Source organism: Sphingobium sp. TomTYG74, assembly GCF_055393875.1.
Genome location: NZ_AP027342.1, coordinates 292,181 through 308,601, shown reverse-complemented (window position 1 = coordinate 308,601; position 16,421 = coordinate 292,181). Strand labels below are relative to the sequence as shown.

The window sequence follows — 16,421 nt, the reverse complement described above, 5'->3', positions numbered from 1 at the left end:
CCGGCAAGGAACGGGGCGCCGCGAATGTTACGATTGCATGACGTGCAATCGACATGCCAATCTAAACAATTGTCAGGAGAGGATCGCGGCGGCAAATGCCGCCCTGCCTTTCAGGCATCCTCTCCTAAAAACTCATTAGGCCGGTCCTTTTTGGACCGGCCCTTTTTTTTGGTCCGTAACGCGACGGCCGGTTACTTTCGGCGATGGCGACGTATTTTGGATGCGCATTCTGCGGCCCTCCCCCGGCGATAGTATATAAGATGGTTACGGCCCAAATTGTGGACAGAGCCGCGTTCAATCAACATCTTCACCCATCAGTCGATAATGAGCCGGGACAAGATCAGCCCTCTACTAAGGGCGCCACAGCAGCGGAACATCAGAAGCGTCCTTGATAGGGACAGATATCGCCACACTAAAAGAGTCGAGGTGATTTACATTTGAGTTGAAAGCGCGCAGAAGGTCGCCACAGTTATTCAGTGCGGAGAAGCGTGCCAATGTCTGAAAATTCGCAGCCCGACATCACGACGCTCACGGTTCAGCTTTTGAGTGCGTTTGTCTCCAACAATTCGGTTACGAGCGAGGGGCTCGCCGAGCTTATCCGGACAACCCGGATCGCCTTGACTGAAGATCCGGCTGCGGAGTCTGCCGAGGCGCAGGCAGCGACTTACACACCGGCCGTTTCCGTTCGCAAAAGCCTGTCGTCACCCGACCACATCCTGAGCATGATCGACGGCAAGCCGTACAAGACGCTGAAGCGCCATTTGGCGACGAATGGTCTTTCGCCAGACGAATATCGTCAGCGCTACAACCTGCCCAAATCCTATCCGCTGGTTGCGCCCAGCTATTCCGAAGCGCGCCGCGCCGTTGCCACGCGCCTTGGCCTGGGCCGCAAGCCCGCAGTCGCCAATGGCGTGAAGGCAGCCGCACCCGCGCAGGCAAATGCAGGCACCAAGGCGGCGCCGAAGGCAGCCGGTGCCGCAGCAAGCGCCAAGGCGCCCGCGGGCAAGGCGGCGAAGGCTGCAAAGCCCGTCAAGGCAGCGGCGAAGCCCGCCGCAAAGCCTGCCGCCGCTTCCGCAAAGGCGGCTGACGGCGCGCAGCCCAAGGCGGCCAAGGCAGCACGCAAGCCTCGCGCAAAGGCGGCAGCGGCCGGAGCAGAAGCCAAGAGCTGACGCTCCCTTCCTTTTCGAGATAAGGAACGGGCCGTTGCGGTTGGCGCAATGGCCCGTTCTTCGTCAATCGAAGGTCAGTCGTCCCTGGCGGTCACGCGCACCGGTACATGGCCCACCCGCTTGGCGAGTTCGGCCGCATCGGTCAGTTGCAGGCGGCCCGAACGCAGGATGACATCGCCACGCCGCCGCATCTGTTGCAATGTGCGGTTGACGTGAACGGACGTCAGGCCGAGGGCATCGGCAAGAGCGTTCTGCGTCAGCGGCCATGCAAAGCTGCCCTCGCTCACCAAGCCGCACAGCGCCAGACGGTCGCGCAATTCCAGCATGAGATCCGCGATCCGTTCCTCCGCGCTGAGGCGGCCGAGGCGCGTGATCTGGGCAAGCAGATAGGCTTCGTCCAGGGCGTGGCTTATCCGGTAAGCCTGCTGAAGCGCCGGGGAGCCGATGGAGGGCGCGGCGCAGACCGTCAGCTGGCTGAGCGCGACGACGGTCGATACCGACAAGGGGCGGTCGTGATGGCAATTGCCGACGAGGTCGCCGGGCAGGATTATGCTCATGATCTGCCGCCGTCCGTCGGGCAGGAAGCGCGTTCGAGCGGCCCAGCCATTGAGTATCAGCAGCGGGTTCAGAACAGACGCGCCCTCCGCGATCAACTCGCGGGCGGGCTTCAATATGCGGCTGCGCAGGGCGGCATCGGCCAGCGCCATCTCCGCATCCTGATCGAGAGGGGCAAGCGCGGAGAGCCTGCGGATGGCGGGGCGCGCCGGAGCGGACAGGCGGGTGATGACGGTCATGGCCGGGACACCGCGTTGATGGCGGCGCGTTTTCCGATCAACCACGCCATCGCGAACGGTTTTCCGAACCGGGGCGCGTCAATGGACCGCAAGCCACCCCTAATTGCCATGGATAGCGGCAAGTTCTTCATTGGGAATGCCTGTCCCATTTCACGGACCTCCAGAAGCATCGATTTTGCCTGCAAAGGTTAATATGAACGGATGGGAAACGATGTTGGAGGCGAAAGGGTCCACATGTGGTGGTCAGCCGGGACCGGTTCGTCTTAAGCCTGCCAATGGAGCTTGGCATTCGCCCGATGGCGTCGCGGGCGATGGAGCGTTATGCGCGTCAGCACATGTGCGTCATTGGGGGGGAACAAAGGGGAATTAGAGCGTCGTGCGTTTTATCTGGATCACTCAACCCCGTTCGGGCTGCCCGAAAGAGTCACTCGCCTCATTCGGATGTCGAAGCCCTTCCCTTTCTAAAAAAAGAAAAGCCGTTGGCTTCGCCGGCCTTCGGCTCGACAAGCTCAGGGCGAACGGTAACAGAGGAAGATTCTGATTTAAGGCACTATGCTCTAAGCAGAGTATCGACGGACGCCGTGGGCCGGTTCCATCGATAATGCGGTCGGGGCGGTCAGAGACCAAGCTCCCCCTGTCGCGGGCGCACTGGTGCGGATATTGGCGGGGAAAGCGGCGGATGCATGGGCGGCATCGCGGCGGACGCTATCAGGATGCGAGCGAGGCCGGTGAGCGTATAGACGGCCTGCCGCTGTGCGCCGCGATTATGGTGATCGACGCGGTAGCCCTGATAATGACGGCGCAGCAATCCCGCCGCGACCATTTCCGATACGGCGCGGCTAAGGTTGGTCTTGCCCGAAGCGCGGACGCGCAGCTTCACCTCCTCTTCGACCGCGAGACTGGCGGCGTCGGGATCGGCGGGAAGGCGACCCTGTACGGCAAGTTCAGCGCGCACGCGCGCGGTCAGCGCCATGCGGCGGGGATCGCGGCCGCCCATGGGGGTCAGCGCGTCGCACAGCCAGTCACGCAGGGGCTGCAAGCTGCCCTCTTTCGCCACTAACGGCCCGGCGCTGCCGTCCGGGCGCGCCGCTTCGGCAATCAGGGTCAGCAGCATGAAGGCGTAGCGTGGCCGCGTGCTGACATGGGCAAGCCGGTCCAGCAGGGCGGAAAGATCGCCACTGGCCGAAGAACGAGGCTTGATCGAACCGTGAAACATAGCGGGGACGAATCAAGCACAGGTGGAGGCCAATGTGAATCCCTTGCGTTGGGCATTGGTCGCTTTTGTCGCGAATGACACTTTACCCTCGGGCAAAGTGTCATTGTTGGCACTTTGGTCGGTGGGGTAGTTGACGGAAAGAGGACGGCGATCAGTGGAGGCCTGAACCACCCCCCGCCAGTTCCTTGGCGATGGAGCCGACCATGTCCTTGGCATCGCCGAACAGCATCTGGGTGTTGCTGTTATAGTAGATCGGATTGTCGATCCCGGCAAAGCCCGCGTTCATCGAACGCTTGATCACGAACACCGACTTGGCGCGGTCCGCCTCGATGATCGGCATGCCCGCGATCGCGCTCTGCGGATCGTCGCGCGCCGACGGGTTCACCGTGTCGTTCGCGCCGATGATCACCGCCACGTCCGCCTGCGGCAGTTCGGGGTTTATGTCGTCGAGGTCCACCAACTGTTCGTAAGGGACATTGGCTTCGGCCAGCAGCACGTTCATATGGCCAGGCATGCGGCCCGCCACCGGGTGGATCGCGAACTTGACGTCCACGCCCTTCTTGGTGAGCGCCTGGTACAGCTCGCTCACCTTGTGCTGCGCCTGCGCAACGGCCATGCCGTAACCGGGGATGATGACCACGCTGCTGGCATTTTCCAACTGCATCGCGGCTTCCTCGGCAGACGCCGAGCGCACGACGCGGTCGTCCTTGCCGCCAGCAACGCCCGCGACCACCTTGCCGAAGCCGCCGAACATGACATTGGCAAAGCTGCGGTTCATCGCCTTGCACATCACCAGCGCCAGGATGAAGCCCGATGCGCCATCGAGCGCGCCCGCGACGATCAGCAGCTTGTTGCCCAGCGCAAAGCCCATGGCGCTTGCGGCAAGCCCCGCATAGCTGTTCAAGAGCGCGATCACGGTCGGCATGTCCGCGCCGCCGATCGGGATCACCAGCAATATGCCGAACAGCAGCGCCAGGCCCGCGAACAGCGGGAACAGCCAGGTCTGCGTCGGGTCAAGCGCCAGCGTCACGCCGATCGCCACCGTCGCCAGCGCCACCGCGCCATTGACGATGCGCTGGCCGGGGAAGGACACCGGACGGCTGCCCATCAGTTCCTGCAGCTTGGCAAAGGCAATGATCGAGGCCGTGCAGGTCAGGAAACCCAGCAGCATTTCGAACATCAGCGCCCACAGGATGAAGCCGCCCGCATATTCGGCATGGGCATGCTTATAATATTCAGCGGCACCGATCAGGCCGACGGCCAGCGCGCCAAAGGCGTGGGAGATGGCGGTTCGCTGCGGGATCGCCGTCATCGGCATCAGCAGCGCCATCGGAATGCCCGCCGCCGCGCCCGCGATCATCGCGATGATGATCAGGTTGTAATCAACCACCTCATGGCTAACCAGCGCGCCGATGATCGCGATGACCATGCCGATCTCGCCCGCGCGCACGCCGCGACGAGCGGTCGAAGGATGGCTCATCCACATCAGCGACAGGATGAACAAAGCGGACGCGACGATCGCCGCGAAGGGTACGAAGGCGTCCATCTCTTACTTCCCCCGCGGCTTGAACATCTTGAGCATGCGATCGGTGATCATGAAACCGCTGACCAGGTTCACCGTCGCGCAGAACACCGCGATGAAGCCCAGCGTCTTGGCCAGCGGCGTCGCCCCCGCCTCACCTGTAATCGTGATCGCCCCCACAATCACCACCGCCGCAATCGCATTGGTCAGCGACATCAAAGGCGAGTGCAAAAGCGGCGACACCTTCTTGATCAGCTGAAAACCAAGAAAAGCCGCCAATATGAAGACGAACAGATAATCTGCATTGAAAGCGTTCACTGACTTATCCCCTGTGTTCAGGCCGCCGCTGCCTGCACGAAGCGCGGGTGGACGATTTCGCCATGGCGGGTCAGCGTAACCGCTTCGACCAGCGCGTCATCGGCGGGCATCGTCAATCGGCCTTCGGCCTTGTCCCAATAGGCTTCGATGAAATTATAGCAGTTGCGCGCGAACAGGTTCGATGCGTCCACGGCGACCTTCGCCGCGCCATCGACAAGCCCGATGAGCTTGACGCCATGACGCAACACCATTTCCCCGGCGACGACGCCTTCAACATTGCCGCCGCTTTCGGCCGCCAGATCGACGATCACGCTGCCGGGCTTCATGCTTGCGATCTGCGCATCGCTGATGAGGCGCGGGGCGGGCCGTCCGGGGATGAGGGCGGTCGTGACGACCATGTCCTGCCCGGCGATATGTCCGCTGACGAGCGCCGCCTGACGTTGCCGATAGGCTTCGCTCATTTCCCCGGCATAGCCGCCCACCGCTGCGGTCAGCTGGTCGCCGTCCTGAATCTCTTCGAATATGGGCTTGGCGCCCAGAGACATGATCTGCTCGCGCGTTTCGGGGCGCACATCGGTGGCGGAGACGACCGCGCCCAGTCGCCGCGCGGTCGCGATCGCCTGAAGGCCCGCGACGCCCACGCCCATGACGAACGCCTTGGCGGCAGCGATCGAGCCTGCGGCCGTGGTCATCATCGGCAGGCAGCGATTAAGTTCGGTCGTGGCCCGCGCGACAGCATGATAACCAGCGAGATTGGCCTGGCTGGACAATATATCCATCGCCTGCGCGCGGGTGGTGCGCGGGAGCAGTTCAAGCGCCATCGCTTCCACTCCCAAATCGGCATAAGCCGCCATCCGGGCCGGATCGGCAAAGGGTGCCAAGCCGCCGATGAGCTTCGTTCCCCGCCGAACCCCGAGCAGTTCGGCGGCAGCCGGAGGACGGATCGTGACCACGACATCCGCCTGCGCCAGCGCTTCCTTGCGATCCGCGATCAGGGCGCCCTGGGCGGCATAGGCGTCATCGGAGAAGCCCGCAGCAAGACCTGCGCCGCTCTCGACCAGAGTAGACAGGCCAAGCTTTGCATATCGCGCGACAATCGAGGGCGTCATGGCTACGCGATGCTCACCAGCCACCTGATCGGCCAGGACGGAAATATTTACCATCGATCCTCTCTCTGCCTCAGTCAGCCACGCAACGATCGCCGCAGCTGATATGCCTCGCTATGCGGGGATAGCCCGATTCAGCCTTCGGGGGCCGCGCCAGTGATAAACCTTATCTGACATATGTCAATTATTAATGCGGCCCACGCAGGGGCGTGCAGCAGGCCGTCATGGAGCAGGCGCCGTCATGAAGACTGGCGCCTGCCCAAAGGTTCAAAGCGAAATGCCGCCGTCGACGCAGGTGATCTGGCCGGTGACATAGGACGCCTGTTCAGATGAAAGGTAGAGCACCATGCTGGCAAGCTCCTCGCCCCGACCCGGCCGATTGCCCAGGCGAATGCGGCTGGTCATCCATTCCAGCGCTTCGGCCCCAGCGTCGCCGCCGGTCATGGCACGGCCCGGATCATCCAGCGAAGCCTCCGTCTTGTCGATCGCGCCCATGCCGAAGTTGAACCAGCCCAGGCGGACGACATTCGCGCGCACTCCGTAGACAGCCTCTTCGGCCGCCAGATAGAGGGCCATGCTTTCCAGACCCGCCTTCGGCACCGCCGACTGACCGTCGCGATCGAAGCGACGGGCGTTGCCGAAGCTGGTGCACACAGTGATGACGCCTTTGTTGGCGCGCATCTGTTCCCTGGTGGCGCTGATCACATTGAAGAAACCGAACAGTTCGGTCTTGATGAGAAACTCCATAAAGCTGGGCTTCACATCGGCCAATTGCAGAGTGTTGTCCCACATCGGCCCGGACGCATAGATGACCGTGTGGATATGGCCAAAACGCTTCACCACGCTGCTGATGCATTGTTCGACAGCCTGCAAGTCTGTTATGTCCAGCTTGCTGGCCGATGCCGTTACGCCTTCGCTTTCCAGTTCATTCACCAACGCATTCGCCTTGGTTTCATTACTGTTGTAGGTGAAGGCGATATTGGCACCAGTCTTTGCAAAGGCGCGCACGATCGCTGAACCCGCGCCGCCGGTTCCGCCGATGATGAACACGGCACCTTCGCGCCGCACCGTCAAATTATAGGTCATTTCTTCCTCTCCATAAGTCCGCGTTGCAAGCACCCAATCCGCCAGCGAACGCCAGGTGTTTGCATATTACCTGACGGTTGTCGTTCATTTAGTCAATGACCAATGCGCTGTGCCGCCACCAATGGGCCGCCTCCCCCGCCCCATTTAGTCGGTGCCGCCATTTATCAATTTGACGAATGAAGGCATATTCGTTAGCAGACATTTGTCGTTTGTCGAGAAATCAGCGACGGAGGAGCAGGGCATGAGCCGCTCCGGGTAGAGGATGAATGATCATCAAAAGGTCACCAAAAGCGCTGCATAGCGGACGGCCAGATCGCTCAAGGGCCAGGAAATACGCTGGTTTTCGGACCTGCGGCATGTCCTTGGTCACCAGCGACCGACATGGTCCAATGCCGTCGGCGAAGATCGGATCCCTCGCGCGATTACCCTCACCGTCGAATCAATCATCTGACAATTGTCTTTGAAGGAAGCAACGCCATGAGTGATTTTATCTTCACACCCGCCCTCGCGATCACGCAGATTGCCTTTGTGGTGCCGGACGCCATCGAAGCGGCCCGTGCCCATTCCCGCCGTTATGGATCGGGGCCGTTCTGGGCAGTCGAACATTATCCGCTTCACGTGCATCGCTATCGCGGCAAGGACAGCGTCATCGACGTTACCTCCGTCTATGGTCAGTGGGGCAATATCACCGCCGAATTCGTGCAGCAGCATGATGATGAACCGTCCGCCTATCGCGACCTGGTGAAGAAGGGCGAGTCGCGGATTCATCATTTCGCCATGTTCGTCGATGATCTGGACAAGCGGATGGCGCAATATGAAGCTGAAGGCTGTGAGGCTGCTCTTTATGGCGAAACCTTCCCTAATCGTATGGGCCGCTACGCCATCATGGATACGTCGAAACAACTTGGCGTGATGACTGAACTTTATGAAGAAGAGGGCACCCGTCCCTTCTACGACCATATGAAGAAGTCAGCGGAAGGATTTGATGGAACCGATCCGATCCGCCGGATGCAGTTCACCGACCTTTAAAGCGAAGTGGAGCCGCCCCGACAGCTGACAGGTCGGGGCGGCTACCGCATGTAGCAAACGGATTGTGCAAGCGGCTACTTCCCCGCCAGATTCAATATCGGATGGCAAAATCCGAGCCGTGAACGCGGCCAGAGCATGGTGCCTTAAATCAGAATCGCTCTCTGTTACCGTTCGCCCTGAGCTTGTCGAAGGGCTTTTCTTCTTTTTAGAAAGGGAAGGGCTTCGACAAGCTCAGCCCGAACGGGGTTGAGTGATCCAGATACTGCCAGCAGCGAAAAAGGGAGGGTATCCAGCGCTACCCTCCCTTTATTTATTCCCTGCGCCATTCGGGCGGAAGCAATGCTCCCGCCCGCACCGCTCTGTCGTTGTCAGCTGCTCAGATGCGCCGTGGCACGCGCGGCCACCTCGCCCAGTTCGGACAGGATCGGGTTGCGGCGGAGTGTGAGCCCGCCATTCACCTGAAGATTCTGGCCGGTCATGAAACATTCGTCGGATGCCAGCCACACGACGGCAGCCGCAATATCTTCGCGCGTGCCGAGGCGGCCGAGCGGATATTCCTTTGCAAAGGCGTCGATCAGTTCCTTCACGCTGAAGCTGTCGCCAGCCATCGGCGTTTCGGTGAGGCCCGGCGAAATGGAGTTCGCTCGAATGCCGCGCGCACCATATTCGTTGGCCACGGTGCGGATCACATGGTCGATTCCGGCCTTGGTGCCCATATAGGCGGCGTGATTTTCGAGCATGATGGTCGCCGTGGCGGAAGAGATCTGAATGATCGATCCGCCCTGCCCCATGACCCGCAACATCGCCTGGATGAAGAAGAAGGGACCTTTGAACTGGATGTCCATGATCTTGTCGAGATCGGCCTCCGTCGTTTCATGGGTCGGCTTCATCAGCCCCCAGCCAGTTGCGTTCACCCCGACGTCCAGCTTGCCATAGGTTTTGACGGCAAAGTCGGCGGCGGCATCGACATCGGCCTTGCTGGTAATGTCCATCAATATGTAGCTGCCACCGATCTCTGCCGCGAGCTTGCGCAACGGCTCTTCGTGACGACCGGTCACGACAACCTTCGCGCCCTCCTGAGCGAGGCGCTCGGCGATCTTCTGGGCCATGTTCTGTTCGCCCGCGGCGCCGGTGACCAGTGCTACTTTTCCTTCAAGCCTCATATTCAACTCCTGGGATTTTCGGTGCCTCGCCACTGCCTGATGAAAAGCGAAAAAAGACCGGGCCACCTCGCCAGGCTGACGAGGCGGCCCGCCATATCGTGTCAGAAGCGCGCGGTCAGCGACGCACCCCAGGTCCGGCCTGGCGACGGGTTGGCCCAGTCGATGAAGGTGAATACCGCCTCGCCCGACGTGTAACCGTCGTACGTGGTGTTGTCGGTCACGTTCTTGACGAAGCCCGCGACTTCGAGCGTGGTGTTGCCACTCACCGGGAACTCGTAGCGTACACCGAGGTCGATCTTTGTCACCGGCGGGATCGACGCACGCGGATCGTTGATCACGTCCGTTTGGTAGCGCGACGTATGGAACAGGGCCGCGTTCAGGCCGATGGTCCCCGGACCGGCGTCGAAGCTGTAGTCCGAAATCAGACCACCGGTCCATTTCGGGGTGCGCCGCAGCTTCAATCCGGAAAGGTCCGTCTCTCCCTGACCAAGATTGCCTATGAAGTTCAGATACTTCGCTTCAAGATAGCCGAGCGATCCGGAGATCGTCCACCCCCGCATCGGCGCAACGGCCAATTCGGCTTCGATGCCCTGATAGCGAGCCTTGGCGGCGTTCAGGGTGTTGGTGACGTTCGTGGTTCCGACGACCTGCAGGATATTTTCCTGCTTGTCGCTCAGCGTGTTGTGGAACGCGGAAAGGTTCAGGCGAACCCGGTTATTGAGGAATTCGGTTTTGAGACCGATCTCGAACGCATCCATCGTTTCGGGCAAATAGGCCTGTACCGCAGTAACCAGGTTGCCAGGACGACCGTTGAAGCCGCCGGTGTTGTAACCACGGCTGTACTGGGCATAAGCCATGACGTCGGGCGTAAACTTATATTGCAGGTTCACCTTCGGCGTGAACTTTTTGAACTTGGCGCGCCCCTCAACGCTTCCGACCAGCGGCCCGATAACATCATTGTCCCGCACGGTAGAAAATACGGGACCCCACAAACTATAGGCAGTCGTCTTCCTGTCCCAGGTCTGACGGGCACCAACCGACAACTGCAGTTTTTCGGTGATGTCATAGTCCGCCTGGAAGAACAAGGCGAAGGTCTTGTTGGTCTGATGCGTATCGTAGCGGTTGAGTGAATTGAGGAAGCCTACGCCCGGCGGAGTCGAGAAAGTCGGCAAGCCGTTCGTGAGGATCGGACTCCCCGTGGTGAGAAACCCGTCGGGCAGCATCGACACGTCAAGCGACGGATCTTGCACCTCCGTATAGGAGTAGTTCATGTAAAATGCACCGGCAACGACGTTGAACGGCCCGTCGAACGACGTTTCGAAGCGGGCCTCCTGCGAGAACTGCTTGGCATCGACCCGCGCCTTGTCGCGGAACAGCGCAAAGCGGGTTGCGTCGAAATCGCTGGTCTGCCGTTCGTGGAACTCGCGATAGCCGGTCAGCGAAACGAATTTGACCTGATCGGTCAAATCGTACGACACCTCACCGGTCGCCGCAGTCATGCGCAGAGATGCGGGAAGCTGGGTCGTTTCGACGACATTCTTGCCCTTGTCGAGATTGGCAAGCGGGCCGCAGACGATGCTCGTCGCCGGATTGTAACAGGTCGCGTTTGCGCCACCGACATAGCCCGGCAACGGATAAGGGATGAAATCGGGGACGTTAAGAGGCGTATAGGGCGGAATCTGGCTGTCGTTTTCCAGCCGGTCGAATGCCAAATAGATATTCAGGCGATCGGTGGGGGTTGCAACAGCGGCGAGCGAGTATTGCCGGACATCACGATCGCCCTCCCGTCCGCCGGTCACGATGTTGCGGAACTGGCCATTGTCCTTGCGCACCGAAACGGTCGCCTTGACCGCGAGTACGTCCTTGATCACCGGGGCCATGATGTAGCCTTCGTAGTCGTTCTGACCGAAGCTGCCCACCGTGAAGCGCACCTTGCCCGTCGTGTCCGCCGACGGGTCGGGCCGGAGGCGGATCACGTTGATCACCCCGCCGGTCGTGTTCTTGCCGTTCAGAACGCCTTGCGGGCCGCGCAGAACCTCCACGCGCTGGACATCGAACGCATCCATGAGCGCGCCGCGCTGGAACGCGATCGGAATGCCATCGAGCGTGATGCCGATACCGGCCTCGACGCTGGGAAGCACGTCCTGGATCGAAATGCCGCGAAGGCTGAGCTGCGGAACATCAACCGCTGCGCCCGAACGCGTGACGGTCATGCCCGGCACGAGGCCGCGAAGGCCCGTCAGGCCATCGACGCGGGCCTTTTGAAGCGTGTCATTGCTGAATGCGGAAACGGAGACGGGCACACTTTGCAGCGGCTCTGCGCGCTTTTGCGCGGTTACGATGATGTCCGAAAGTCCTTCGGATTGCTGCGGCTGATTAGCTGCGGTTGCGTCCTGCGCTTGCTGCGGCTCTGCGGCCAATGCCGCCTGAAAGCCGCCCAACGCAGTTGCGATCGCTATTGCCGACGAAAATGCCAGGCCTCGCATATGCCCTCCCCATTCAACGCTGATTTTTAATCCGATGTGGCCGCGACTCTTTCTGAATCGACTTGTCGCTACACAAGTGTGCTAGCTAACTGCTTTTCGCCGGAGGGTCAACAGTGAAGCATGCGCAGCAAGCGCTTGCGAGCATTTTTATCTGACATATGACGGTTATTTTTTCATTTCGTGGCGGGTTAAGCGGCTATCCCTGTCACGCGAGCGACCAGTCTTTGATGCATCATGTCGTCGCTTGAATATCAGACGTTCGTCATTTATCATACGAATGTGCGGTGAGAGCCAGGCTCCGGCCGCGATCGCAAGGAGTGGATATCAGATGAGCGTTTATCTTCAGGCAACGTTGGAACTCGATTATGAGACGCTTCCCGTCTTTTTGAACATAGTTCCTGAGATGAAGCGCATCGCCGAAGGCGCGGGTTGGGAGATGATCGCAGGGCTCGTCACCAAGATCGGGCGGGCCAATACCGTCATCCATCTTTGGAAATTGCCGGACATGAACGCTTTCGATGCCGGTATACAGGCGATGGCGAGCGCGCCTGAAGGTGGCAAAATCTATCAGGAAATCTGCCGGAGCGGTGCGAAGGAAACGCTGATCTTCGCTGATGCAGCGCCCTATTCACCGGCGCATTGACGCAGAGCTGAAAATGAAACGGCGGGAGGCTTAGAGCTTCCCGCCGTTTTTATACGGGTGCTCCCCGGCCGCAGTGACCGGGGACCGTCGCTAATTACAGCTGATCCAGCTCAGCCATTATGTCTTGCGGCAAGACTGTCATGCAGGCCTGCGCATTGGCGTAAACCTGTTCGGGCTTGGTCGCCCCGGCGATCACGGATGAGACGAAGGGCTTTGCGGCGAGCCAGCCGAGAGCAAGCTTCACCATCGGAATGCTCGATTTGCGGGAAATCTCGCCGAGACGGCTGACTTTCTCAAACCTTTCGGGTGTCAGGAACTTGTCGAAGAAAGGTATCTGCTTGAGGGTTTCCAGACGGCCCGAACTGTCGTCGCCGCCCAGATATTTGCCCGTCAGCAACCCGTTGGCGAGGGGGAAATAAGGCAGAAACCCGACGCCATTGGCGACCATCAGGGGCGCAAGTTCGCTTTCGACATCGCGTGCCAGCAGGCTGTATTCGGATTGGCATGATATGAAAGCCGCACGATTGGTGGCTCCGGCTGCGTCCAGTGCTTCAGCGAGTTGCGCGGCGCTGTGGTTCGCACAGCCGACATAGCGCACCTTGCCCTCCTGAATCAGCTGGTCGAATGCGGCCAGCGTTTCGCCGATCGGGACGTTCGGATCGGGATAATGCAGCTGATAGAGATCGACATAATCGGTGCCCAAATTGGCCAGGCTCCCTTCTATAGCCTGCCGCACATAGGCAGGGGCGGCGCCCTGATTATCGTCGCTGTCGCCAACCTTGTCGCCGACTTTCGTGGCGATGATCACGGAATCCCGGCGGCCGCGAAAGGCTTCGCCGAGAATGCGCTCCGATTCCCCCGGAGGAAAACCATAGTTGTTGGCGGTGTCGAAGAAGTTGATCCCGGCGTCCAGTGCAGCCGAGATCACTTCGAGGGATTTTCCCTTGTCGAGGAACCAGCCGAAATTATTGCAGCCAAGACCAGCAATAGAGACTTTAAGGTCGGATTTCCCGAGATTGCGCTTTTCCATGTCGAGAATATCCCCTTCAGGGTTGGCCATATATGTATCGGATGGGATCGGACCCGTCCCAGCCGTCGGCGGCATCCCGCACCATCTTGTAAAAGTCGCTGACGACGGCCTCTTCATAGAATTCGGTCAGCATGCCGAACTCCTTGCGCGTGTCCATCATCGCATAAGGGCTGGGCTTGGAGTCGCCGAGCGGTGAGACGACGGAATAGAGGATGTTATCAAAGCCCTTGCTCTCATAGTCCTTTATCGCGGCGTGAATGTCGTCAACGAACACTGTCATATGGTGCAGGCCGGGACCGCCGGTCGGATAAAGTTCGCTGTAGGCCGATGGCGTGTCACAATGCTGTTCCACCAGTTCGACCATCACATCGCCCCATTGGCCGACGACACCTGTCGTATCGAGGTCGATTTCCTTGCCGCGATAGGTTTGCAGGTCATGGGGAAGGTGCGCGAGCACGAAGAAGGGGCCGGAGCCGAAGCGGGCCATGTGTCGGCGCGCCCATTCGATCGCGTCCGGTACAACGAATGCGATCTGCCGCACCTTTTTGAGTTGGCCTGAAACAGGGTCCAGGAACATCGAGCCTCTCCTTGTCTTTAGAGCGCCGCCCGTGGGTGCGGGCGCACGTCTTGCGTTTCGCCAGTTACCGGACGACATCCGTTACACCAAAGGCGCTGCGGACGCGTACGCCCGCAGCGCCGTTCGTCATTCAGCGGCGATAGACATCCCATTTTCGGCGATCAGTTGATCGATGCGGTCGTGATAGTGGGAAATCCGCTTTTCCTGCCCGGCCAGTTCCGCGCCATTCCACCCGCGCGAATGCATGCCGCGCTGCTGCGCCTCCATGATGCCCGCATCGCCGTCGAGCGTGATGCCAAGGCTTCCTTCGCCGAAGTTGCGCCATTCGCGTTCTACAGGCGCCCGCACGGTGTCGGCCACGCCGCCCGCCGAGGTCAGCATCTTGGTGAAGAAATCCTCTGAACCCGTCGCATAGAACCAGGTGTCGAAGGTGCATTTTTCGGGGTCGGTCGGATGCGGCCAGGCGCGCAGGAACAGCATGCCGTCCGAAAAACAGGTCAGCGTCAGGTTGGGGAAGATCGAATAGAGGAAGGTGTCGGTCAGCTGCGCGTCTTCCATCCGGTCATAATGGCTATGGCCGCGTTCGACGCCCAGCTTCCGCTTTTGCGCGATGATCGCTTCGCGGATCGCCAGCGGCTTGTCCTTGAAATCTTCCGGCTGCAATTCCCAGGTCTTGAGATCCTGGATCAGATACTCGTCGATCGCCAGCTTGCCAGCGGGCAGATAGCGCGAAGGCTGGCTGCCCGGCGTCACAAGGCGCGCGTGCCCGTTCTTCAGCGTTTCGATGACCGCTGTCACATAATAGGGCTCGTTCACATACAGCCCCTCCGGATGGGCGGTGGGGATGTGATATGTTTCGCGGAAATTGTCCGAAATGATCTTCCAGTTGCAGGGCATCCGCACCGATATGGCCTGGGTGCAGTGCATCTGCTCGAAGGGATAGCGCGCCAATGGCTCGTATAGTTCGCCCAGATATTCCTTGAGAGGCATCGGGTTGGCGTCCATGTTCACCCAGACGAAGCTGGCGAAGGTCTCGCTGTTGATCTCCGCGAGCCGCTTGCGTCCGCATGGGGAGCCTGCGGCGAAGTCCTCCGGGTCCTGCGCGCCGATACATTCGCCTTCCAGTGACCATTTCCAGCTGTGATAGGCGCAGGTGAAGGACGGCATGGACCCTTCCGCCACGGACACCAGCTTGTTCCCGCGATGCTGGCAGACATTGTAGAAGGCCTTGATGCCGCCATCTTCCTGACGCACCACCAGAATGGATTCCGCGCCAACCTCTTCCACCAGGAAGTCACCCGGCTCAGGAATCTGGTCTTCGCGGCTAACCACGAGCCAGCTCTTGGTCCAGACCGCATCCCACTCCCGCCCCGCGAAGTCGCGGTCGAAATAGCGCCAACCCTGAAGTTTCGAAGAACGTCCGGCTCCCGCCTCGGCGACCAGATTTTCCGTCATTTCCATCTCCTGTCGATTCAATCCAGGCGCATCCCGGCGCGCTGATCCTGTTTCCAATCGTCCAGCTACATCCAACGGCCCGCTTTACGCGCACTAGGCAAAGGGCGGCCAGGTTCTGGACGATCATGCATAACGGACATTTGTCCGTCAATAGCGGAGTATCCTTCCCTCGCGGAGTCAACGCCTTTACGGCCGACCCCGCGCAAGATTTATGCTTGTGACGGCTTGTCGACCGCCTGGGCGATCTTCATCGCCAAATCTTCAGCAACCGGCTTTAGCATCGGTCCCAGCAGCAGATTGAGAACCGGGCCGGTGGCTCCACCCGCCTGAACGTTCAGCCGGAAAGTGATCTGCGTGTTCGGATCGCCCGCATCTGCCACGGGCGCCGTCGCTTGCACATCGACGCTGTTGGTGACGCGCCGCAGCAACCAGCGGGACAGGCGTTCCCACAATCCGCTGAGCCAGCCGCCAGAGGATGAATGCCCGGGGACGGCGGCGGGTGGCGCGGCATTGGGCATGCCGCCGCCCAGGTCAATTGCCAGAAACTCGCCCGAGCCGGTGACAGGCTCTTGCAAGCCCTGCATCACGAAGGTCACGCGGCTAGGCTCGTTCCATTCCGTAACCTGGACCTTGAACTCCGCACTGCGAGTCAGGCCGCCCAGCTCGCCCTTCACAACCCAGATGGATTCATCGCGGTTGATCTTCTCGTGGCGCTGATACCCTGTGAGGAACGGCGCCCAATTGTCCATGTCCTCGACGAAATTCCAGACCTGAGGCAGGGAGGCGGTGACCGTTGTGGTATGTTCGACTTCGGGCAATGTCGCCTC

General features: G+C 60.3%; 15 protein-coding genes. 3 read left to right on the top strand and 12 right to left on the bottom strand.

Annotated features, from left to right (window positions below):
* The first annotated feature begins 494 nt into the window (after positions 1–494).
* The gene (locus ACZ5TB_RS14530) at positions 495–1,169 is read left to right on the top strand and encodes a Ros/MucR family transcriptional regulator (RefSeq protein WP_464793131.1); all 675 of its coding nucleotides are present in this window, start codon (positions 495–497) and stop codon (positions 1,167–1,169) included.
* A gap of 74 nt (positions 1,170–1,243) precedes the next feature.
* On the opposite strand, the gene ACZ5TB_RS14525 is transcribed toward ACZ5TB_RS14530, so the two are convergent.
* The 6 genes from ACZ5TB_RS14525 to ACZ5TB_RS14500 form a co-directional block, all read right to left on the bottom strand.
* Entirely contained in the window at positions 1,244–2,008 is a 765-nt protein-coding gene (locus ACZ5TB_RS14525; protein ID WP_464793130.1) for a Crp/Fnr family transcriptional regulator, read from the bottom strand.
* 571 nt (positions 2,009–2,579) lie between these two features.
* Positions 2,580–3,179: a hypothetical protein gene (locus ACZ5TB_RS14520; protein ID WP_464793129.1), complete on the bottom strand. Its 600-nt coding sequence runs from the start codon at positions 3,177–3,179 to the stop codon at positions 2,580–2,582.
* 151 nt (positions 3,180–3,330) lie between these two features.
* Positions 3,331–4,725: an NAD(P)(+) transhydrogenase (Re/Si-specific) subunit beta gene (locus ACZ5TB_RS14515; RefSeq protein WP_464793074.1), complete on the bottom strand. Its 1,395-nt coding sequence runs from the start codon at positions 4,723–4,725 to the stop codon at positions 3,331–3,333.
* 3 nt (positions 4,726–4,728) lie between these two features.
* The gene (locus ACZ5TB_RS14510) at positions 4,729–5,019 is read right to left on the bottom strand and encodes an NAD(P) transhydrogenase subunit alpha part 2 (protein WP_196227069.1); all 291 of its coding nucleotides are present in this window, start codon (positions 5,017–5,019) and stop codon (positions 4,729–4,731) included.
* A 17-nt stretch (positions 5,020–5,036) separates the two neighbouring features.
* Positions 5,037–6,182 (bottom strand): NAD(P) transhydrogenase subunit alpha, encoded by a 1,146-nt coding sequence (locus tag ACZ5TB_RS14505; RefSeq protein WP_464793128.1) that lies wholly within the window; start codon positions 6,180–6,182, stop codon positions 5,037–5,039.
* A 210-nt stretch (positions 6,183–6,392) separates the two neighbouring features.
* Positions 6,393–7,211 carry an SDR family NAD(P)-dependent oxidoreductase gene (locus ACZ5TB_RS14500; RefSeq protein ID WP_464793127.1) on the bottom strand — a complete coding sequence of 273 codons (819 nt, stop codon included), beginning with the start codon at positions 7,209–7,211 and terminating at the stop codon, positions 6,393–6,395.
* A 477-nt stretch (positions 7,212–7,688) separates the two neighbouring features.
* Here ACZ5TB_RS14500 and ACZ5TB_RS14495 point away from each other — a divergent pair, with 477 nt between their 5' ends.
* Positions 7,689–8,240 (top strand): VOC family protein, encoded by a 552-nt coding sequence (locus tag ACZ5TB_RS14495; RefSeq protein ID WP_196227136.1) that lies wholly within the window; start codon positions 7,689–7,691, stop codon positions 8,238–8,240.
* A 368-nt stretch (positions 8,241–8,608) separates the two neighbouring features.
* On the opposite strand, the gene ACZ5TB_RS14490 is transcribed toward ACZ5TB_RS14495, so the two are convergent.
* Positions 8,609–9,403 carry an SDR family oxidoreductase gene (locus ACZ5TB_RS14490; RefSeq protein ID WP_464793126.1) on the bottom strand — a complete coding sequence of 265 codons (795 nt, stop codon included), beginning with the start codon at positions 9,401–9,403 and terminating at the stop codon, positions 8,609–8,611.
* A 101-nt stretch (positions 9,404–9,504) separates the two neighbouring features.
* Complete coding sequence (locus tag ACZ5TB_RS14485) at positions 9,505–11,889, bottom strand: TonB-dependent receptor (protein ID WP_464793125.1); 2,385 nt, start codon at positions 11,887–11,889, stop codon at positions 9,505–9,507.
* A 328-nt stretch (positions 11,890–12,217) separates the two neighbouring features.
* Between ACZ5TB_RS14485 and ACZ5TB_RS14480 the strand changes: the two genes are divergently transcribed.
* The gene (locus tag ACZ5TB_RS14480; RefSeq protein WP_196227133.1) at positions 12,218–12,532 is read left to right on the top strand and encodes an NIPSNAP family protein; all 315 of its coding nucleotides are present in this window, start codon (positions 12,218–12,220) and stop codon (positions 12,530–12,532) included.
* Positions 12,533–12,626: 94 nt separating this feature from the next.
* Here the strand turns inward: ACZ5TB_RS14480 and ACZ5TB_RS14475 are convergent, their stop codons facing one another.
* From ACZ5TB_RS14475 to ACZ5TB_RS14460, 4 genes are all read right to left on the bottom strand, one after another.
* Positions 12,627–13,562, bottom strand: coding sequence for an aldo/keto reductase (locus ACZ5TB_RS14475; RefSeq protein WP_464793124.1), 936 nt, complete (start codon positions 13,560–13,562; stop codon positions 12,627–12,629).
* Between the two features lie 16 nt (positions 13,563–13,578).
* Positions 13,579–14,139 (bottom strand): VOC family protein, encoded by a 561-nt coding sequence (locus ACZ5TB_RS14470; protein ID WP_196227132.1) that lies wholly within the window; start codon positions 14,137–14,139, stop codon positions 13,579–13,581.
* Between the two features lie 126 nt (positions 14,140–14,265).
* Complete coding sequence (locus ACZ5TB_RS14465) at positions 14,266–15,594, bottom strand: aromatic ring-hydroxylating oxygenase subunit alpha (RefSeq protein ID WP_464793123.1); 1,329 nt, start codon at positions 15,592–15,594, stop codon at positions 14,266–14,268.
* 209 nt (positions 15,595–15,803) lie between these two features.
* Positions 15,804–16,412 (bottom strand): CoxG family protein, encoded by a 609-nt coding sequence (locus ACZ5TB_RS14460; protein ID WP_464793122.1) that lies wholly within the window; start codon positions 16,410–16,412, stop codon positions 15,804–15,806.
* Positions 16,413–16,421: the final 9 nt, after the last annotated feature.